We start from the raw sequence: 20,092 nt of genomic DNA on the forward strand, positions 1-20,092 counted from the left end.
CCGGCGGAGAAACCCAGCAGAGGGCGTTACGGTCACTTCAGCGGATCTGCACGGGTCCATATTGAACAGATGAGCTGTAACGGCGACGGCCAGCTCTTGGTCGATTTAATCCGTCCGTCATTGCATTGCTTCAATGTAGACGACCACCATCGACCTGCAAGTGAAATGTAACGGCCACCGGCCAGAAACCGCCGGTGGGCGCAAAATGCGAGGCGATACCTCCTGTGGGGGCGTTGAATTTCCTATTCTTCATGAAAAGCACCGGCAGGCGGTCAGAACGACGTACCTCGACGACTACAGCAGACGGTCCTGTTTATGGATGGGTGTCTTTGTTGTTTTCCGGGCACAAGGCGGCGCGCAAGGCGGCCGGTTACTTTGCCTTCCTGCTGGCGTTGGCGATGACGGCCTGGGTGGGGAAGGAAGACCGCTAAGCGCTTGCGCGCAACATCCAGAGGAGCCCCACACCGCCCCACAACAACCACAGTGAGGAGGGCTCCGGCACCCGCATGGGGCCGGAAGTGAGGGCGAACTCGGTGACAAGCCCCGTGCTGGCGGGCTCGATCACGCGGCTCAAACCGTCGCTGATGCCCGCCATGGCGGCGAATTCGCCATGCGGAAAGATATCCGAAACCTCGAAGGTGAAGTCGCCGAGCAACTCGCCCGGCATAATCGGGCTGCCGGTGGTGTACCACAAAATCCCCTCGATGATCGGGTCCCACTCGGAAAAGCCGGGGTCCAGGGCAACGCCCGGCTCGGTGAGTTGAGAGGGTGCCGGCGTGACATCGAACGTCTCGGCGGGATCCCAGGGACGGAAGAACCAGCCCGGCGGGGCACCGACCGAACCCAAGCTGAAGGGTACCTGCACTTCCAAGGCGAACTGGAAGATGGGATCGAAAGACAGATTCTCGACCTCGTATTCGTATTCGTTGGTCTTGGGTGTATTGCCGGGTTTGACGCTGTCCCGCACCTTGACGGCCTTGCCGGGCGAGACGTCCCAGAAGCCGTCGATGCTGATATGGTCCGCGTCGTAGCCGAACAGGTCCACGCCCGCCTTCTTGGGTATCTTGAAGCGGCCATCGGCGGCGATCTCGATATCGTACTCGCTGAAATAGGATTTGTCGTAGGGCGGTTTGTCGGCGGGATGGTCGCCCCAGGGATTGGCGACCACCATCTTCTTTTTCTCCGTGTCCCAGCCCCCGCCGGTCAGCGCATGGATGATATCACCCTCCTGCTTGCCTTTCGGATCTTTGGGGTCCTTTAGCTTGACCGGCTTGCCGTCCTTGTCACGCCAGGTGATGCGGGCGATCAGATCTTCGCTTCTCTCCAGTTCCATCTGCCAAGTGTCGTAGGTCGCCTTATCGCCATCGATGTAGCGCACCGTCAATCCCGTGCCGTCGGCCTTTTGGCCGTCGTACACTCCTTTGCCTTTGAGGTAGTCGACGATGGCGCCTTCCGTGCCCTTGCCGCCACGGATTGAATTGGGTTTGCCTTCCATATAGTCCTTGCCGTAGATCCGGTTGGCGAGATCCAGGGTCAACGCCTTGGAATCCTCCTTCCAAGTGTCATTGGGCTTTTTCGGGTCCTTATGCTTGACCAGCCCCTCGTAACCGTGCTGATCGAAAAACCAGATGGAATCCGCGACCGCCGCCGCTGCGCAGATGCCCTTCACCTTCTGGCCGCAGTCCTGCGGAAAATCCGGCACCAAACCTCCCGCGGAGCCATCGCCCTTGTACTTGATTTCCGCATGGCCCGGCACGGATGCCAAGAGCACGCAAAGACCCAGCAAAAGGGCCTGAAATGTATTATTTATTTTATAGTTACCGACACCGATAGACATATGGATAGACTCCATTCCTGTATGGCAAGTAACGTCATGAATGTGTATGCCAAAAAACGAACAATTCTGATTAAGTTGATTAATGCATATGAGAATTTGTCTACTGATCAGACGTTTCTTAGGGACCGCAATATTCTTGCCATGTTGTGTAACTCTTTGATAAAGCTATTAGATGGATGGCGGCACTCTCAAACTACTGTAAAATATCCTGACAGTTGAGGCTCTTCGAAAAGTCGCAGGTCAGAATTTCCGTCCTGCCGCCATCGCTCAGTGGGAGCGATCTTTGTCGTGAGCGGTGTCGGTCGGGGTTGTTCGTCTAGCCGTATGGCATATTATTCAGATCTCGAGGCGAAGTGGGGCCTGCCGCACGATGTGCTGCGTAGTGGATGTGGGAGACGGGGCGAGAGGTCATTGTCGCAATCGCATCAACTGATCGGCAGACAGCGCCAGGACCCCGAACATCAGGTGCCCCATGACCTGGAAGCGAATGGCTGCTTGCGGGTAAGCGGTCCCCCTCCGCGTCGGCTTTGGAGAAAATTCGCCACCGCCCAGCCTCGGCCGGTTGCACCCGTTCGGTGATGAAGCTCAGCGCCGACATTCGGCCCGCCCGAAGCAAACTCGGGCTGCAGTGTTCGAGGGGTGTGGCGGGGCCGCGCCGATCGGACGAAATGGGTCCCGTCGTCATGACGTTCTCTCTGCACCATTCCGGTCGGCAAAGCCGCCGACGGCGGTCCGCACGCGCAACCCCTCGATCTCACCGGTCGCCTGCGCAAGCCGGGTAGCCAGGTCGCGGGCTTCCGTGCGCGTCGCCGAGAGTTCCGACTCGATCTGCACATTACGCTGCTTCTGTTCGTGGAGATCACGCTCGAGGCTGGTCACCGTCTGTTCGTGGCGCTCCTGCGTATCCGCCAGGCGGTCGGTGAGGCCTGCGGCCTTTGCCTCGGCGGTCGCGGCCAGGCGTTCGGCATCGGTGCGGGCGGTGCGCTCGGTATTGACAGAGCCTCGTAGCCGCTCGTTCTCCTGCTCGATCGCGGGCAGACTTTCGAGCCGCACTTGCGCCCTGGCGAGCTCGGTGCGAGCCACCTCGGTGGCTTGACGCTCTTCGGCAGCTTGGCCCCGAACGGAAACGAGTTCGGCCCCCAGTTGTTCAATCTTGCCGGTGAGGCTGGCGTTCTCTCCGCGCAGATCCGCCAAGGACTCGTCCAACGCCTCGATGTGGCGGGCCAGGCGCTCGTTCTCGGCGGCGAGGTCGTTCGCGGCGGTGTGTTTATCTGACAGCCTGGCTTCGAGATCCGCCCCGGCGGCGGTCACTTCCTGTGCGATGAAATCCAGGATCGCGCGCTGCAGCTGCGGGGGGAGGGCAAGGGCGCGCTCGGGCTGAACCTGGTCGGTCTCCCACTGCTGAAACAACCTGTGGATCGTACCGAGGCTGCCGGTGCCGTGGCGCTCACGGATCTGGCGGGGGGTGGGCCGTCCACCGGCGGCTTTGATGTTGGCGGCGATGGCCGCCACTTGGTCGTAGGTAATGCTGGCTTCCCGGGGCATGTGTGCTCCTCCGTGGAGCGTTACGATATAAAAAATATACGTTACGATACGAAAAGTTCAAGCCCCTTTTTTGCTTGCTCGGCTCGACGGTGGCAGGGCGCGGTTGGTTAGCCGGATCGCCAGCGTTCCCGGTGTGTAGCGGGACAGTCGAGACCGATCTGAGAACGTCGCGCGGCACGCAGAGGATGCAAATGGTGGGGTGGTCGGCCGCAAGTGAGAGCAGCCGACAGGATCGGCGCTTGGGGTACGGCGCGTTCCATCGTTGTCGCCAGCGCAGCGAGGCACTGGGCCGTTTGGACTCGGCGGCATAGCGCGACCGTAGAGCTAAAAAAATGGCCGGGGGGTTGTCTCTGCCTGCCCCGCACTCATAAAGCCGCTCTGCGGCCACATAGACGGCCTTAGCGGCGATTTTCCTACTGAGCGCTTTTCGTCATTCACAACCAATTGAAGACGTTTCGATGGCTCGGCGATCGCAAAGCGCCGGGGGGCGGTTTCCACAAAAACCCGGCTGAGGCCGCGAGCCGCTTGCGGGCCGCGGCCGATTTGTCCGGGTCTTGGCGCCCGCAGGGTGGGCCGCTTGCGGCCCAGGTCGGGGCGGCCGCTTGCGGACGACACGAGCCGCCTAGACCGCCCCATCCTCGCATCCGTGGGGAGATGTCTTCAGTTCGGTGCCTGGTCTTCGACACCCTCGGTGTGGCACCGGCGATCGCTGGCGGATGGGTGGCGTGGGGATCTCTGGCGGGAGGGTGCAGGGACGAGGTTACGGGAGGCCGTCGGGTGGCGACCTGCAGCAATGAGCCTGCCCTGAAATTCGACGCGCCCGTGTCCTGAGCGATTTATCCACGGCTGCGCGGGACCTACTACAGGTATACATACAGGAAATACCTTTATATAGAGGGGGTCTGCAGGCGGGAGTTGTTCAGCGTGGATAAGTCGCTGAAGTGAGGTTAAGTAACTGTTTAAGAAGGAAAACGAGACCGGGAGTTGTTCAGCGTGGATAACTTTGGTTATCCACAGGGTTATCCACAGCTTTTCCAGTGGCAGGTCGGCGGGGATTTTGTTGTCTGTTTGCAGCCGGGAGTTCTTCGGCGTCTGGCTAATGTGACACGGCGCGAGCAGGCGCCCGACGCGTTCGGAAAACAGAGCGGGCGGCTGCGCAGGTGCGGGCGGGAGTTCTTCAGCGCACTAGAAGAGTTCGCGCTGGGTAGGCGGCGGCAGAGTTTGAGGGCGCGACGGCAGTAGCGCGACACCGGCATCGTTCACCTCGACCGTGGCCTGTGGATAGACGACAAGGACGAGCTTCAAGGCCTTGAGGAAGGCTTTCCGGAAGTCGCGCACCGCCTGGGCGGTCTCCGTCCCGTAGTCCGACCCGAACTGCATCATCAGCGCTTCCCACCGGATTGCGCGCGTCCGGCGATGGGTGTAGCTCATCCGGTAAGTCAGCCAGGTATAGACGTCCATGGCGAGCGGCGACCCGCGCAACGCCTTGTAGGCGCGCAGGTCGATTGGCACGGGATGTTCGATGCATTCGCGGAAAAAACCGTTGCTGAGCCGCACCTGGGACTTCCATCGGCCGGCCTCTTCGGCGTCCTGGGGCGTCCAGAGGCCGGTCAGCTCGGCATCGTCGAGCTGCAGCTCGTCCGCGATGAGCACGTTGCGCAGCACGAAGCCGCGCTGCTGTTGCGTGCCGGTGTAGTGCGCGGTGATCAGCGAGCCGAACAGCCGCTTCATTTGTTCCGCGACCCTGCTGCCACTCCCCCGTGGGCCGCCGCCGTTGCTGCGCAGGTCCATGACTTCGCGAACGAAGGTGCGGAGGCAGTCGCCGAGCTGGATCACCGGTGAGCGGGTGCGAACGGCCTCGGTCGACACCCATGATGTGAGCAGGCGCGGATAGATGCCGTAGGGGATGCCGCCTTCGTAGCCCGCGACGATACGCAGACGAAAGTCCCCGTTCTGGCGCTTGAAGACATCCGATTTGGGGTCCTTGTAGGGCATCGTGGCGATGACGAGCGCGCGCGCCATGAACCCCAGTGACCCGGCGCTTCGTGCGTCCTCCGCCTCGATGGCCAGGTGGGCGTCGATGATTTCGCGCACCCAGGCGGGGATCGGTTGCCCCGCGCTGTAATTGAGGGTGAGCTGGCTCGATTTCGGCGCGGACATTGACGGTCCTCCAGTCGCTTCCAATACTCGGCTTTGCCGGCGCAGGGGGATTAGGAAATTCTTCGCGGGAAGCGCTCCCTCAGCGCTTCCGGGGGCCTTCAGTTCCGAACTTCCAAAGTCGGCGGCATCCGCAGGAGCCGGGACGTGGAGCCCGGAATCCGCCCCGACGCGTGGATCAAGGAGTCGGCTTCAACCCAGTCCTCGCAGAACGTGAGGAACTCGGAATCCGCTTCCTCAGGGCGCAGGACAGACGGCATAGAGGCCGCATTTTGAATCCACCGGACCTTTCGCAGGGCCCCGGCGCGCTCGACGATCTCCACCCATCCGTACTCCGAGTGGATCGCCAGTTCGCCTGGTCGCAGGCGGGCAGGGTGAGTGCTGAGGTGCACCACGTTCGTCATAGTCGTCTCCGTCCTGTTCAGGAAGGTGTATGGCGGGTGGATCGGCCCGGAGGCATGGCGCGTGAGGCCTCCGATCGATGGGGTTATGTCAGCAAAAAAAGCGAGGGTGGTCGAGCGAGGCAGCGCGGGAAACACGGCGTGAAGCGACCTGGGGCGCCCGGCTACGATGCCGAGCGGGGCAGGGATCGACTCGCTGCACTATCGATGATCGTGACGGACATTTCAAGCCGCCCTTGCGCGACCGAAGCTTGGCTGCAGAATCCGTGTCATTCCTTACTGCGCCGGCCTGCGCCGCCTGGGCCTCCGCTATCTGCTTGCCGTGCCGTTATCCGCGTGCGCTGCCGCTCTTGACGATGGCGTTCCAACGGCGTAAGAATAATGGCTGTGTCCAGCCAAGCGGCTGTGCAGCGTCCGGTCAGCCCCTGTAACCGGAACGGCCTTCGGGCCCGGGGTCTCGTCAGCGTCACCCACCCGATCGGGAAGATCTCACTTCCCGATGCAGGGCGTGCGATCTCCCGATTTTTTTCATCAGGAGATCACCATGTCCAACTCAGCTCACTCCGAAGCCGCTCCTCCCGAGAAGGCGTATTTCGATCTGCACACGCAGGGATGCGGCTATCTGTCTCGCATCCGGTGGGTGAATCCGCGCAAGGGCGGAGGTCGTCAGGGCAAGCCGTTTCTCGCGTGCGCGATCAATGCGCTGCACGGCGACACGACGGACCCCAGCTACAGCTATTTCGACGTGCGCGTCACAGATGACGCCTGCCACGAACTGGTGCAGTCGTTGCAGAAGGACGTGGACGCCGGCCGCAAGGTCTTCGTCGCGTTCAAAATCGGGGACATCTATCCCCATTCGTACACGGCCGAGGTCAAGGACAAAACCACCGGCCAGGTCCAACTGGAGGCGCGCGCGATCATCAAGGGGCGCCTTTTCCTGGTGACGCACGTCAAGGTGGATGGCGAGACGCGTTATGAGCGTCCGCCCCAACAGCTTGAGCAACGCAACGGTACTCAGGGTTGATACCCGCCCTGGCTACGCCGTCCCACTTCGAGAGCCCAGCAGTGAGGGGCTCTTTCTCGAGCCACCGGCTGGAGAAAGCGCCTTTCCGAGCTTCCACCGTTTTGCACGTTTCGGCAAAAACGTGCACTGCGCGACCTGTCAGCCCCTGAAACAGGAACGGCCTTTGGCCTGGGGCTTTCTCACTTGGGGTTTGCCTGTCAGCACCCTCGCGCCGGTCCGGAAAACCGGCATGTCGTCGAAGCCGGGCCCGCCAACGAAAGTTGGCGGACCTATTTCCCGGGGCTGAGCCACTCAGCTTCGCGTCTTTCACCCGTCGGGGCGTCGTCCCGAAGGGGAGGCCTCCGTTCGCAACCGCATGGAGGTCGAGCTCATGAGCGTTACCGTGGAAGGATCCTTGCGCATCAAGCGCATTCAGGGGGCCAACGGCCCGTTCTGCGTCGGTGACCTACTGACGGAAATCGGCGAATTCCGGGTAAAGGATCCCGTCCTCGATCAGTTCGAGGAGGGCAACTATACGGGCCGCTATATCATCCAGCGCATCTTCTCGTGGTCCTATACCAGCAACGGGCGGCTCGTCGTCGAAATTCGCGCCCGCCTTGCCGATCTGCATGTGCAAAGCGGCGTTGAAGGCGCCGTGCCGGATACCCCGGTAGAACCCGATCCCGCGGATGAAGCGCCTGCGGGATCCACTGCAGGCAGCAACGAAAAGGCCCGCAGGCCGGACGAGGAGGGCGGACCGCTGCCTTCTGCCGTGCAGGGTGACGAACCGGTGCCGACGGATGTGCAGCGGTCTGCCGCTTTGCTCGAATCGCCGGATCTGCAGTTGTTCGGCGACGAGCTCCATACCTTGGTTGCCGCCCGCCAGCCGGTAAAGCTTGACCCGGCTATTGACGACCGCAGGCGCTTCAGGGAACAGCGAAACCGTCTGAAATCCGGTCTCGATTACGGCTTCGTCCCTGAGGAACAGGTCTGGTATCCGCAGGAATCGGATCGCTACCAGGCCTATCTGGCCGAGAAGGGCGATCGCTGACGCTCCCTCGCGCGGGCAACCGCCGCCGCGCACAGCCCTCGCGGGCTTTCCGAACCCGTCGAACGAATTGGGGACGGGTTCGGAAAGCCCGTCCGGGCGTGATCGATATCTGGGCAGCAACACGCCCGATGTGTTGCGGCGTTTGCGCGGGCGACTCGGCCTGCGTGCCTTTTGCATCGGCACCCGCGCCTTCCATTGGGGTGTCTCGCATCGGTCCGACGTGTGTCGAGCGCTTGCCGCCGGCCCGTCCGGTGCGACGAAGGTATCGTCCAACCTCGCATTCAAAGCGGAACCAGCGGGTTCCCAGAGCCAGCCTGTGCGCAGGCCGCCTCTGGAAATCCGTTCAAGCATTTCTGTGGCCGGCGGATGCCGTCCCGGCAAGCCCGTCAGTCCCTGAAACAGGCAGGAGCGTTCGCTCCGGGACACCCCTTCCCACCCCCGCGGGTCGTCGTCGGCCCGCGCCGCCCGATGCAGCCGCGATTCCCTCACGGAGGCACCATGGCCCTGATCTTCCCGCGCCTCGCGCGCAACTTCATCAAGAACGGCTACTTTCCCACGGACCAAGCGACCTTGAGCCGCATCATCGGTGCCCTCGACATTGCTGGGGACGATCTGCATATCTTCGACCCCTGCTGTGGCGAAGGATGTGCCTTGCGGGCGCTCAAGGGCGCCCTGGTCGAGTGCGGCGCCGCCGTGCAGGCGCTCGGTGTGGAGTTCGACGTCGAGCGTGCCTGGCATGCCAAAGCCTTGCTCGATGTTGTGATCCACAGCGACATCCAGGATGTGGTGGTCGGTCCGCGCACGATGGGGCTGCTGTTCCTCAATCCGCCCTACGGTGACGCCGTTGCCGATCGGGCGCAGACGGGCGACAGACCGAAGGCCAATCGTCTCGAGAAGATCTTCGTCAGTAGGACCATCCCGAGCCTCGCCTACGGCGGCGTCCTGGTCCTGATTGTGCCGTACCACGTCCTCGACGATGAGTTCGCCCGCTTGATTGCACGGCACTTCGACCGTGTCTGCTTTTTCATGGCGCCCGAGCAGCGGTTCAAGCAAGGCCTCGTGTTCGGTGTGCGGCGTCGGCAGGACCGGCCCGACCCGGCGACGGCCTCGATGTTGCGGGCGGCCGGGAAGGGTGACTTTCGGGATCGCGTGTTGCCGGAAGTGTGGTGCGAGGAGCCCTATCTCGTTCCAAAGGTGGCGACCGGGGAGGCCCTTCGCTTCCATGCTGTGCGAATCGATGCGGCCCAGCTCGCTGTCGAGGTTCAACGGCTGTACGCGCACAGTCTATGGCCGCAGTTCACGGTCCGTTTCGGTGATTGCAGCGCTGAACACCGGCCGCCGTTGCGGGCGATGGGCCGCTGGCATCTCGCCCTCGCACTGGCCGCCGGACAGGCGCAAGGCGTGGTCACCGCTGCGGACGGGCGCGTGCTCCTCATCAAGGGCGATACCTACAAGGACAAGGTGCGCACCGTGGAACTGAGCGAGAACGCCGATGGCACCGCGAACGAGACCGTCATCCTCACCGACCGCTTCGTGCCGGTGATCCGCGGCATCGATTTCACACCGGGGTCCAGTCTGGGCGCCGTCGTCACCATCCAGTGAAGAGCGGGGGCGCGGCCCGGCTTCACGCCTGCTGCGGAACCCCGTGCGCCATCGCTGACCAGGCGCTCCGCCCGACCGTTCTCCGCAATGCAATCCGAGTGCTGGTATCCCTTCGGGTTATCTCCTTTCATTGCCAGTGTAACCATCTATCATTTCAGGAGGCTTATCATGGATCACGATCTTATGTGGGTACTCGTGCGTGAGGCCGATGTGCTTGCTTTGGCCGGAACTCAACTGCCGCGCCGGGTGGACGCCGAGGCTGAATGGAGAGCCCGGTGCGCCGACTATCTGCGTACCCGTTTGATGTGTCATGCCGGCGCACCCGCCACGACGGAAGTGATCTGGCCGCTGGCGTGTCGCGCGCGTGAGGAGCCGGATGCGTTCTGGGCCATCACGCGACACGTGAGAACCAACTTCAACCATGCGCTCGCGCGCACCCTGAATCGCTTGTGCGAGTTGCTTCCCGAGGCCGGGGCCGACCAGATGGAGATTTCGCTCGGCGCCGACGGTGAGGTCGACTGGCAGGAAGCCCTCTTCGCCATGGCGTCTGTGCTCCTCACCTACCTGGCAGACCGGTTGGTGGAAGACGGCGATCACGGGGATGGGGCGCAGTTGTCGCTCTTTGCGGCCGATGCCGTCCATGAGGCCCTCGCTGAACTGGCGATGTTGCTCTCAGACCGGCTGACCGAGCAGTCGGCGTTCTTCGATGCTGGCGCCCGTTCGGTCCGCGTGCCGAACGACTCGAGCCTGAAATCGGCGCTCGCCGCCGGCGAACAACTCCTCCTGTTGCCGGTGCGACGCGTGGGCGCCTAGCGCTTCGCCGCACTGGCATCGCCACCTCTTTCACCAACCGCGCCCATCGGGTTCCGCTCCCGACGGGGCGGCCCAGTGGGCCTGACGGGAGTTTCGTCATGATCATCCGACAGATGGAATTCGATCGCGAAGCCGACGAATCGACGCTGCTGCGCATTCAAGCCTTGCGCGTGGCATTGCTTACGTGTGGCAACCCGGACCTCGGGCAAGATCCCGGGCAACCGCTCCTTGGCATCCCGAACCGTCTTGCACGGGTCACTTCGCTCAAGGATGCACGACACCACGTGCGCGCGTTCATCGAACAGCACGCGCTCGGTGCCGGCAATTGGGTCGGGGGCCAAGTGCTCGACGGCTGCGACCAGCAGGTCGCCTACATCAGCTACAACGGCCGCGTCTGGCTGCCTGCCTTGCACCCGCCGACGACGGCGCAGTGAAGGATCCCGCGAGCCCTGCGCCACTGGCGCGGGGGCTTTTTCGAGTGCCGGCCGCGCCGGCGCTGGAATAAGCGATTCGCGCGAATGAATGCCAACTTGATGGGAACCGACTCTACCGAGTCGGCCCGTTGCGACCTGTCAGCCCCTGAAACAGGTACGGCCTTCGGCCCGGGGCGCTCGCGTTCCATCCACCCGATCGGGAAGATTCCACTTCCCGGTCCGGGGCGTGGCATCTCCTGATCATGACGATTGGAGAAAGCCATGTTTCCTGAACGTTCGTTGCATTGCCCGGCGGCTCGTTGCGCCGTCGGTTGCGTGATCACCAAGGCGAGGGAAGACGCGTCACTCGCGTCGCGACCTTCTTCCCATCGCGCGGGCGTGGCCCGCTTGTCCTGATCGCTTGCCTCGCGACCTCCGGGCGTCTTTCCGCCCAACCTCTCTCTCTTAACAACCCGAACCCATCACCGTCCGGCGATCGGTTCCCTCTCATGGAGTCCTCCATCATGTTCTCGATCGAGTCCTTCCCAGACATCTTCGTCGACGCCTGCGTCCGCGGCGAGCAGTCCGAACTCCTGCTGCTCTCACTGTACGGGCGCGACACCTCGGTGCTGCAGTTCATGTCGGCATTCTCGGTGCCGCGCGACCAGGGCGGCCTCCTCACCGCCGGGCAAGCCAGCTTCACGATCGTCGACGCCGATCAGCGCCACACGGTCTACATCCCTGATCCGGAGCGGATCGAAAAGCTGACCGGCCGGTTTCCGGACTGCAACCTGTTCGGCACGCTCACCCACTCCTGGCTCTATGATCCGATCGTCGTTCAGCCGGATCGGACGGGACGCACGGCCTGGATGCTGAGCGATGGCCTCGAGACGCCGCGCTCGCGCCTCTGGGCGCTCGTCAAGGCGCTCAGTCCGTTGCCACTCCTCGATCACTGGCAGGGGCCCCTGCTCGATGGTCTGGGTGCGCGCATTTGCACCCCTTTGAGCGCCTTCAAGTTCCCACCCGTCGGAAAGCTCGGCGGCGTCCGCGTGACCCTCGGCGACCGCTTCGAAGAGATCGTATCGATGGCCGTCCGGGCGAGCGTGCTTCCGCTCGAGCCCGACGCGTTGCCGACCGAGGCCACGCCGCGCGTGGCGGCGATCGCCGACGCCTTGCCGCCAAAAAGAGCGGCCGGGGAGCCTCTGTTTGAACTGGGCAGGGTGGTGATGACGCCGGGCGTCGAAGGGCTCCTCGAGATCCATCCGGGGCTGGTCGACCGGTGCCTCGCTGCCTACATCCGCGGCGACTGGGGCGCGAGTTGTGAGCCACGTGTCAACGACGAGGCTGTCGAATCGGGTAAGGGGCGGATCCTGGCGGCTTACCCCATCGATCCGGCGCGACCCAGTGCCGGCTACGGCGACAACACGGTGTGGGTCATCACCGAAGCGGACCGCAGCGTCACGACGTTGCTCCTGCCCCAGGAGTACTGATCGACGGCTTTGCCGGTCAACACAGCTTTGGCATTCCGAAGCAATCATCAACCCAAGCGGGGACGCGAACCCGCCGGGTTCAGTCTCCGCGATTTTTCAGGAGACCTTCATGTCACCCTCCCAGGCTCAATTCGCGCCGGCCGTCACACGCCCGGCGCCCGCGACCCTCGCGCTGTCCCACTTCGTCGACGAATTCGGAGACAGCCTGCTCGAGGCGGTCCGCCGCCAGAACCCGCCGGTCTACGACGGTAAGCCCGACGCCGATCGGGATGCCCGCATGGATCGGCTCGCCCGGCGGCCCTTTCCGGCCCAACGAGAAGCGGTTCAGGCCCTGACCTGCCTCCTGCTCGACGCCGGCGGTCCCGCCGCGGTCCTCAACGCCGAGATGGGCACCGGCAAGACGATGATGGCGATCGCCGCCGCGGCGGTGATGCACGACACCGGCTACCGCCGCACCCTCGTGCTTTCGCCGCCTCACGTGGTCTACAAGTGGCGCCGGGAGATCAAGACCACGGTGCCAGAGGCGCGAGTGTGGATCCTCAATGGCCCCGACACGCTGCAGAAACTGCTCGCGCTGCGTGCCATGCGAACGCCGCCCGCGGTGCCGGAGTTCTTTGTGCTGGGGCGCGTGCGCATGCGCATGGGCTTTCACTGGCGACCCGCATTCATCGTTCGCAAGACGGTGTATCGAGACGAAGTCGGCGCGCGCCATGTCGCGGCCTACGCGAGTTGCCCCGACTGCGGCGAATGGCTGACCAACAAGGCCGACGACGGGGCCGACATTCCGTTGTCGGTCTCCCGCGCTCAGCAGGTGCTCGATGAGAATCGCTGCGCATGCAGCCGATGCGGAGCTCGTCTGTGGACCTTGACCCGCAAGGGCAAACCCCAGCGGACGCCTCGGGAGTTGGTGGTCGATGCGCTCCGGCAACTCCCGACCATCGGAGTCAAGACCGCCGAGCGTCTCGTGAGCCGATTCGGCGAAGAGATGCTCGGCGCCATGCTGGCGGACAACGTCCTCGAGTTCATCAATCTGATGGACGAGGAGGGCGATCTAGTGTTCTCCGATCGCCAGGCCTCGCGCATGGAGCGCGCGATGGCCACGGCGGAGTTCAGCTTCGGCCAGGGCGACTATCAGGCGACCGAGTTCATCAAGCGCTACCTGCCGCAAGGCTACTTCGGCCTCCTGGTGGTGGACGAAGGGCATGAGTACAAGAACGCCGGCAGCGCGCAAGGCCAGGCGATGGCCGTTCTGGCCAGCAAGTGCAGCAAGATCCTGCTGCTGACCGGGACGCTGATGGGCGGATATGCGGACGATCTCTTCTATCTGCTGTGGCGGCTGAATCCGCAGGCGATGATCGATGACGGCTACCGCGCGAACGTCCGGGGCAGCCTGGGGCCGGCGGCGATGGCCTTCATGCGCGATCATGGCGTCGTGAAGGACATCTACCGCGAAGTGGCGGTGCACGACCACCGGACGGCGAAGGGCAGGACGATCAGCCACCGCACTGCGAAGGCGCCGGGTTTGGGCCCGAAGGGCATCATGCGCTACGTGCTGCCGTGCACCGTGTTCCTCAAGCTGAAGGACCTCGGCGGGAAAGTGCTGCCGGCGTATCGCGAAGTTTTCGCATCGGTGGTCATGACCGAGACGCAACGCGAGGCGTATGCGAAGCTCGCGGACCTGCTCCGGGCCGAACTGGTGCAGGCGCTGCGCTGTGGCGACGCGACCTTGCTGGGCGTGGTCCTGCAGGTGCTGCTGGCATGGCCAGATTGTTGTTTTCGGGACGAGCTCGTGAGGCATCCTCGCACCCGCGGACAGCGTGCCTTCCAGTGCGCCATCTTCGGTGATGGCGAAGTGAGTCCGAAGGAGGAGGCGTTGATGGATCTCTGCCGGCAGGAGAAGGGCAGGGGCCGCAAGGTGCTCGCGTACTCGATTTACACGGGGACGCGAGACACGACGATGCGGCTCCGCGCCCAACTTGAGCAGCAGGGGTTCAAGGTGGCGGTGCTGCGCGCGAGCGTGGAGGCCGCGAAGCGAGAAGACTGGGTTGCCGACCAGGTGGAGCACGGCATCGACGTGCTGATCACAAACCCGGAACTCGTCAAGACGGGCCTGGATCTGCTGGAGTTTCCGACGATCGCCTACATGCAGTCGGGCTACAACGTCTACACCCTTCAACAGGCGTCGAGACGCTCCTGGCGGATCGGCCAGACGCAGCCGGTTGATGTGCATTTCTTCGGCTACACGGACACCGCCCAGATGGCCTGCCTCGCCCTCATGGCACAGAAGATCGCGGTTTCTCAGTCGACGTCGGGTGACATGCCCGAGACCGGACTGGATGTGCTCAATCAGGCGGGCGACAGCATTGAGGTCGCGCTGGCGAAGAAGTTGATTGCGTGAGCTCTCAACAGGGTCGCTTTGCGGGGACAGCTCACGCTGTTCCCCGCACTTCTTCACCTCGCGCTCGCATCGGGCGCCTTGTAAGATTGACAGGAGCTATGTACAGGGGAGGCCGCTGCCCTCACCCTCTTGCCGCCTATAAGGAAGGGCCGTGCGATGAGACGTCGAGGACCGCTGGTTCGCTGAAGTGGGATGGTGCGAATGCCCGCTGCTCGGCCGGAACTGCCGCTGGACCTCAGTGCTGCCTCCGTCTGGTATGGATCAGACATCTGACCTCGGCAGACCTCTTCGCGGAGAACGAAAAAACCAAGCCTCGCCCCCTTGAACGCCGTGATCACACATTTCTGTTCAAGCCAACGTATTGAAAAAGTTGTCGGTAGCGATGGGATTGCGGGCCGCGATAGGTCCATTCGCGCAAAGACTCTTCCTGGATTCCCATTTCGCTGAGGAGTAGCGTGTGATAAAGGTGAGCAAGCGCGAGGCTCAAGTGTGAGAGTTCCGTTGCGAATGACTGATAATCCCCTCGATGGCGCTGGCCTCCAAAGTGGGAAATGTCATTCCGAATCTCGGAACATCTATGGCAAAATTTTCTCAGAGAAGACCCTTCTAAGCCGAGAGGAAGGCGCGAAAATAGGTCCAGTAATCGCTCCTGCAATGACGGCTCTGATGCATTTTTTAATCGATATTCAAGCCAGCGATGGTCAGATTTATCTGTGATTTTTTCTAGGATTTGTCTAATTTTTTTCTCAAGTGCGTTTGGGGGTGAGTTAGGAGATTGCTTGCCTCGGTGAAGAGACTCCAACCCCCAGATCAGGGTGACAAAACGATTTTCCAGATAGAGACGAGACTCGCGGCGGACTCCCACGTATAGGTACAGGCCTGGCCCCAGGTCGTTTCGCATATTCTGAAATGCCGTGAATAGTGCACCTAAAGCGGGCTGAATTCTTGTAAAGGAAGTCCAGCACTCTATCCACGAAATTTTCCGTGGGGCCATTACGTCGCGCTTGAAGTAGTAAGTGGCCCGGACCCCGCTCGACGTCTTTACCATTGGCCACTGCAGGGGCATGTCAACCCCAGTGAGTAGAAGCATGAAATCCTCAAGCAGCCGAAAGCTCTCGTAGAGTTCGCCGATGGTTTTGTTCGTCTTCATGCGTAGGGTCAAGAAAGACAGTTGGCGGATCACAATTTCTCGAACGATCGTCGGATCTGAGCAGGGGACAGGTGCCAAAGCTACGTGTTCAACGACAAGTGATGCACCGTCGACTGCGTATACGCTGTCTGGGGGGCAGCGGTAGGTTGCGCTCAGCCCACCTCGACGCTTCTTAATTTCGATAGATGCGGTGCCAACCCAGTCTTCAAAACCTTCCAAAGGTGCGGAGAGACTCCGAAAACGATTGGGACTCAGATTCTGTTTGGTGGCGCCGTCGGATACAACGCATTCCCGCGATTCATATTTCTGGTGAGAAACGCCGACGTTGGAATGTGTTGTGCCATTGGATCTCAGGCCGCCAAGGATTACCTTTCTGGCGCCTGTCTTCAAGATTCCGAAAATAAAGCGCCCTTCTTCAAGCTTCTGATCCGGATGAAGCAAGTTGATTAAGGACTCCGACGCTGATACCAATAATCCGTTGAGATCCAGATTGGCCAGACCATCATCAGAAATCGATAGGCGGCCTGAAATTGCATCGCTTGGCGCAAAGTGTCCTTTTGGAACAGGTGTGGTATCCCACCAAAAGTAACCATCCGACTCAAGGATCATGATCGGTTGTCTCTCAATCGTGGTATAGAAACTTGAAAATTCATGCCGTCATGTTACAGGCCGTGCATCTCGGATGCACATAGAGTCGATGAGGACACGAATCGACTGATCGTTGACGGGGATCAGAACCGACCCAAGTTCAGGCTTCTCATCAGAATCGTCAGAAGGCCGTCTGCCCGCCTACGAGTGCAACTCGGCCGGAGCGGTCATCTAGTGAATGCCCCTCGAATGAAAGCAACTTTGTTGCATTGCCGTCATTCGTGTTCTTGGTCAGACCACCTCAACTGTTGTTGTTTCGTCGGCCAATTCATCAAGTACGGCGAAGACTTCAGCCAGATCTTCGCGATACGAAGCTATGTAGTTGGATGTGACTACATACCGCTCTTCGACATGCTGGACTTCATGCCGAATGAGTTCACGGTACTGACTCCAGTACCGTCCCATCTCCCTTGGATCAAGACCTCCTGGAAGTTCGGCCTTGGACGCAATGTAGCCCCCTTCATCTCTGCCCGAAAAGAATGCGCTACTCAAATTCGATAGGCAGTAGTCGAGGAAATGAAAGAAATTTCCCTCGTGGATGTCGGGGTTGAAGCAGCAGCCAAACACGTACTCGTTCATCAGCCTTGCTATACCACCACCATCGCCAGCCCCACACTCGTCGTAATGCCCGCAGCCTACACCCGATCCGTTTGGGAGGTACGGATTGCTCAACTGGTAGATTACAAAGGACTTTACGATAGTGCGCCCCAAAGAAACGCTCTGAGCAAGCGAAGCGGCGCCTTGCTCGTTTTGATCATCCCTTAAAGCCTGCTGGCCATGCTGAGACGAAGCTTCGCCGAGAAACTTTTCAACCGGAGCATCGTTGACTTCTGAAATAAAGTTCCGCCGCGGATTAATGTAAGTTCGCTTGAACAGCGCGAAGACCTCCTGAGATAGTCGTCTCATTCCCATCAATGCGAGATTACTGACCACACCAGTTGTAGCAGCATTTCCATCCTGATGGACGATGAGGGCGGAATGCAGGTTGTACAGTTGTCCCTGGCGATCTGCAGAGCATTGGAGCCTGAACAGCATGAGGTCGTTCCAGCCGAGAACGCCGCGATCACTATCGGCAAGGCGTTGAAGTAGGCCTTTGCCTTCGTAGGAACGTTCGCCGAAGATTCGCCATGCGATCTCTACGACATTCTCCGCGGTATTCGGGAGACGGCGACCCGATGTCCTCCCCCATCCAGCACGGTCCAAGAGTCGCAGCAACGAGTAGATCGACCTCTGCCGCAATCCTCGATCATCATTCGTGATCGCTGAGTAGCGCGGCAAATAGCCGACGAGCGTGTCGATGGCATCTTCGGCGACAGCGCGACTGAAGTCATGAGACTGATTGACGAGCACCCTCCAGAACTGGTCATGCGCGTGCTCCCCTCGTTCCAATTGAAAGTCAGGCGACGTCAGAACTGAAGTAATGGACACCCCATTCCGGACTCGTTCCACAGCCTCCTGGTACAGAACAAATGTCTCCTGTGGCTCAGGCGTGGCGAACCGCACAATGAGCTTGAGGTATCCCTCCAGATTCCTGAAGGCATCCTGGTTGAAGCAAGCACGTGACGCCAGGACCGCCTCGTCTACGTCACTTTGATCGCCAAGCTCCAGGGTTGTTATGTCGAAGAGCTGTGTCAAAAGGAAGCCTGCGGCACCTTTTTGATCTGCCACCAGCGTTGAGAAATCATCCGAGTTCTTGAACTCTTGTTCTCCGTAGTCGCGACGCACCGCGAAGGTCCCGCAACGTCCCTCCGTCTCTTCGGCGTAGATGCGCCTGAACAATCCAGGGTAGTTTGAGTGCAGGAGCATGAGGTTGATGGGATCGCGCTTATTGAAGTCCGTCCGGCCTAAGTCGCTCTTCTCGATTTGCATGAGCAGCATGGCGTTGACGAAGCGTTTTACCTTGCGCAAGTCACCCACAAGGGGCAAGTACTTCGCAGCCAACTCACCGTCGAGAATATCCGCCAACTCATTAAGAACGGCGCCAAGCTTCACCAACGTGTCAGAAGGAATTAAACCCAGCTGGTTTTCTGCGCGTTGCCAGTCCCTTCGCAAGAAGTCCCGAATACTGGAGCTGTCGACAAACAGGCTCAGCTTGACTGTCACAAACTTCTCAAGGAACTCCCGCGCCCTCGAACCTTCTTCCATGCTGCCAGCAAGTATCTCTGTGTCGTAGCAGAGGACGTAGGTAGCCTGAGAGAGCTTGAACGTCCGTCGCGTTGCGAACAGCACGTTGTTGGTTGTCTTCGCATCCAATCGATCCAGATCGTCGATGACGATAATCACACGGCGGTCAATCCGCCTAAGAACCTCGTCGATGTCGTCAAGCAGTTCATCAACGGACTCCTGCGACGGCTCCAAGGAAAGCTTGAATCCCAGGAACGAAAAGTCAGCCTTTCCCTTGATGATCCGGGCATACCGCGATGCCGTTGGCCGAAACTCTGGAGCGAAGACCTTTCGTTGAATCGCGGAGGACAAGTCGCGAATCAATCGGTCCGCAAGGTCAGGTTCTGATGCATATCGAAGGGGTTCGAATCGACAAACAATAACCCTGTCTTCTGCGCATGCCCAGTAACGCTCGGCGAGATTGATGAAGCTTGTCTTGCCGATTCCCCACGGTCCATCGACCCCAAAAACAAGCCCCTGGTGGGCACCGCTTGCGAGAACAGTCTCCGCGAACGACTTGGCTTGCACCTTGCTCGCAAGCAAGTCGTCTCTCTCGTCTCCGATTTCCTCATCCGCGATGAAGTACAGTTGAGGAGTCGTTCTTTTCGGTCTCGGCCAGTACTGTTGAACGAGTGGCGACAACAGCACGGCGCAGAGCAGAAGTAAGACCGCAGGCCCCCAATGAGGATCCGCATTCTTGAGTGCTGAGTGGGCTGTGGCTAGCCAGGGCGAGGCCAACTCATTTGTCCAGATGCCGATGCCGACGGCCACCAGAAGATCGATGCGGAGACTGCGACCCATTCGCACAGCGGCGACGTGCGCGCTCCGCTTGACCGTGTAGGTCAGACATAGCAGCGCTCCGACCAGTATCCCACTGGTCTTCGCCCAGAGGGCTACGTCAGATAATGCCGGAGCGAAGTTCGCACCGAGGTAGAAGGCGACCCGCCAAACCTCCGCACCTACGAAGCCAGTGGCGAGCGATCTGACGAAGACCAGCAGCTCTGGCATCCTGATCGCTGGTTTGGTAGCCGTTATCTATTTCTCCTTGGTGGTGTGGCTAGATCCCTCGCGCACAAGCCAATACTGTAACCGACGTCAGCACTTTTCAAATGTGCACGTAGCATACCGCTCAGCGTCGGAAACCGGCGCAACAGAGGCCATTCGGCTGAGTCAGCGCCAACGGCGGCATTGGCCGACGACCCGTCCTCGGCCTTTGCGGTCATTGAGCCGCTGTTAAAAATCGGGCGGCAATGCGCCGGTTACCTGTCGTTCACCTGCTTGTGGAAGTCAATGACCGCTTCCCTGTCCGATGAACTACAAGTTCGACCCACTGCAGGCGGCCGAGCGCGTAGGCTCTACGGCAGGTTCCGCGCTTTAACGGTCACACAGCACCAGCCGCGTTGGCGATTACCCTGGATCTA

13 protein-coding genes are annotated in these 20,092 nt (G+C 61.0%); 7 read left to right on the plus strand and 6 right to left on the minus strand.

Annotated elements, in window-relative coordinates; translation table 11 throughout:
* Positions 1–427 precede the first annotated feature (427 nt).
* The 4 genes from AC3A35_RS11380 to AC3A35_RS11395 form a co-directional block, all read right to left on the minus strand.
* Positions 428–1,837: a hypothetical protein gene (locus AC3A35_RS11380; protein ID WP_487436195.1), complete on the minus strand. Its 1,410-nt coding sequence runs from the start codon at positions 1,835–1,837 to the stop codon at positions 428–430.
* Between the two features lie 681 nt (positions 1,838–2,518).
* On the minus strand, positions 2,519–3,382 hold the full coding sequence (locus AC3A35_RS11385) for a DNA-binding protein (RefSeq protein ID WP_487436196.1): 864 nt from the start codon (positions 3,380–3,382) through the stop codon (positions 2,519–2,521).
* A gap of 1,185 nt (positions 3,383–4,567) precedes the next feature.
* Positions 4,568–5,542, minus strand: a complete 975-nt coding sequence (locus AC3A35_RS11390; protein ID WP_487436197.1) for a replication protein RepA — start codon at positions 5,540–5,542, stop codon at positions 4,568–4,570.
* A gap of 98 nt (positions 5,543–5,640) precedes the next feature.
* Positions 5,641–5,943, minus strand: coding sequence for a hypothetical protein (locus AC3A35_RS11395; RefSeq protein ID WP_487436198.1), 303 nt, complete (start codon positions 5,941–5,943; stop codon positions 5,641–5,643).
* A 541-nt stretch (positions 5,944–6,484) separates the two neighbouring features.
* Between AC3A35_RS11395 and AC3A35_RS11400 the strand changes: the two genes are divergently transcribed.
* The 7 genes from AC3A35_RS11400 (at position 6,485) to AC3A35_RS11430 (ending at position 14,710) form a co-directional block, all read left to right on the plus strand.
* On the plus strand, positions 6,485–6,964 hold the full coding sequence (locus AC3A35_RS11400) for a DUF3577 domain-containing protein (RefSeq protein ID WP_487436199.1): 480 nt from the start codon (positions 6,485–6,487) through the stop codon (positions 6,962–6,964).
* 370 nt (positions 6,965–7,334) lie between these two features.
* Complete coding sequence (locus AC3A35_RS11405; protein WP_487436200.1) at positions 7,335–7,994, plus strand: DUF3275 family protein; 660 nt, start codon at positions 7,335–7,337, stop codon at positions 7,992–7,994.
* 498 nt (positions 7,995–8,492) lie between these two features.
* On the plus strand, positions 8,493–9,596 hold the full coding sequence (locus AC3A35_RS11410) for a DUF6094 domain-containing protein (RefSeq protein WP_487436201.1): 1,104 nt from the start codon (positions 8,493–8,495) through the stop codon (positions 9,594–9,596).
* Between the two features lie 168 nt (positions 9,597–9,764).
* Positions 9,765–10,409, plus strand: coding sequence for a hypothetical protein (locus tag AC3A35_RS11415; RefSeq protein WP_487436202.1), 645 nt, complete (start codon positions 9,765–9,767; stop codon positions 10,407–10,409).
* A 98-nt stretch (positions 10,410–10,507) separates the two neighbouring features.
* Positions 10,508–10,843: a hypothetical protein gene (locus AC3A35_RS11420; RefSeq protein ID WP_487436203.1), complete on the plus strand. Its 336-nt coding sequence runs from the start codon at positions 10,508–10,510 to the stop codon at positions 10,841–10,843.
* A gap of 503 nt (positions 10,844–11,346) precedes the next feature.
* Positions 11,347–12,312 (plus strand): hypothetical protein, encoded by a 966-nt coding sequence (locus AC3A35_RS11425; protein ID WP_487436204.1) that lies wholly within the window; start codon positions 11,347–11,349, stop codon positions 12,310–12,312.
* A 109-nt stretch (positions 12,313–12,421) separates the two neighbouring features.
* On the plus strand, positions 12,422–14,710 hold the full coding sequence (locus AC3A35_RS11430; protein ID WP_487436205.1) for an SNF2-related protein: 2,289 nt from the start codon (positions 12,422–12,424) through the stop codon (positions 14,708–14,710).
* Positions 14,711–15,044: 334 nt separating this feature from the next.
* Here AC3A35_RS11430 and AC3A35_RS11435 read toward each other — a convergent pair whose 3' ends face one another.
* Complete coding sequence (locus AC3A35_RS11435) at positions 15,045–16,469, minus strand: ApeA N-terminal domain 1-containing protein (protein ID WP_487436206.1); 1,425 nt, start codon at positions 16,467–16,469, stop codon at positions 15,045–15,047.
* A 270-nt stretch (positions 16,470–16,739) separates the two neighbouring features.
* A complete protein-coding gene (locus AC3A35_RS11440) occupies positions 16,740–19,679 on the minus strand; it encodes a KAP family NTPase (RefSeq protein ID WP_487436207.1) in 2,940 nt (979 codons plus the stop codon).
* Between the last annotated feature and the right edge of the window lie 413 nt (positions 19,680–20,092).

The organism is Azoarcus sp. Soil_N_20, assembly GCF_057656155.1.

Bases quoted from the DNA above. Each gene is read 5' to 3' on its own strand.
- AC3A35_RS11405 (WP_487436200.1), top strand. From the start codon at position 7,335: ATGAGCGTTACCGTGGAAGGATCCTTGCGCATCAAGCGCATTCAGGGG.
- AC3A35_RS11440 (WP_487436207.1), bottom strand. From the start codon at position 19,679: ATGCCAGAGCTGCTGGTCTTCGTCAGATCGCTCGCCACTGGCTTCGTA.
- AC3A35_RS11390 (WP_487436197.1), bottom strand. From the start codon at position 5,542: ATGTCCGCGCCGAAATCGAGCCAGCTCACCCTCAATTACAGCGCGGGG.
- AC3A35_RS11395 (WP_487436198.1), bottom strand. From the start codon at position 5,943: ATGACGAACGTGGTGCACCTCAGCACTCACCCTGCCCGCCTGCGACCA.
- AC3A35_RS11400 (WP_487436199.1), top strand. From the start codon at position 6,485: ATGTCCAACTCAGCTCACTCCGAAGCCGCTCCTCCCGAGAAGGCGTAT.
- AC3A35_RS11385 (WP_487436196.1), bottom strand. From the start codon at position 3,382: ATGCCCCGGGAAGCCAGCATTACCTACGACCAAGTGGCGGCCATCGCC.
- AC3A35_RS11425 (WP_487436204.1), top strand. From the start codon at position 11,347: ATGTTCTCGATCGAGTCCTTCCCAGACATCTTCGTCGACGCCTGCGTC.
- AC3A35_RS11415 (WP_487436202.1), top strand. From the start codon at position 9,765: ATGGATCACGATCTTATGTGGGTACTCGTGCGTGAGGCCGATGTGCTT.
- AC3A35_RS11410 (WP_487436201.1), top strand. From the start codon at position 8,493: ATGGCCCTGATCTTCCCGCGCCTCGCGCGCAACTTCATCAAGAACGGC.
- AC3A35_RS11435 (WP_487436206.1), bottom strand. From the start codon at position 16,469: ATGATCCTTGAGTCGGATGGTTACTTTTGGTGGGATACCACACCTGTT.
- AC3A35_RS11420 (WP_487436203.1), top strand. From the start codon at position 10,508: ATGATCATCCGACAGATGGAATTCGATCGCGAAGCCGACGAATCGACG.
- AC3A35_RS11430 (WP_487436205.1), top strand. From the start codon at position 12,422: ATGTCACCCTCCCAGGCTCAATTCGCGCCGGCCGTCACACGCCCGGCG.
- AC3A35_RS11380 (WP_487436195.1), bottom strand. From the start codon at position 1,837: ATGTCTATCGGTGTCGGTAACTATAAAATAAATAATACATTTCAGGCC.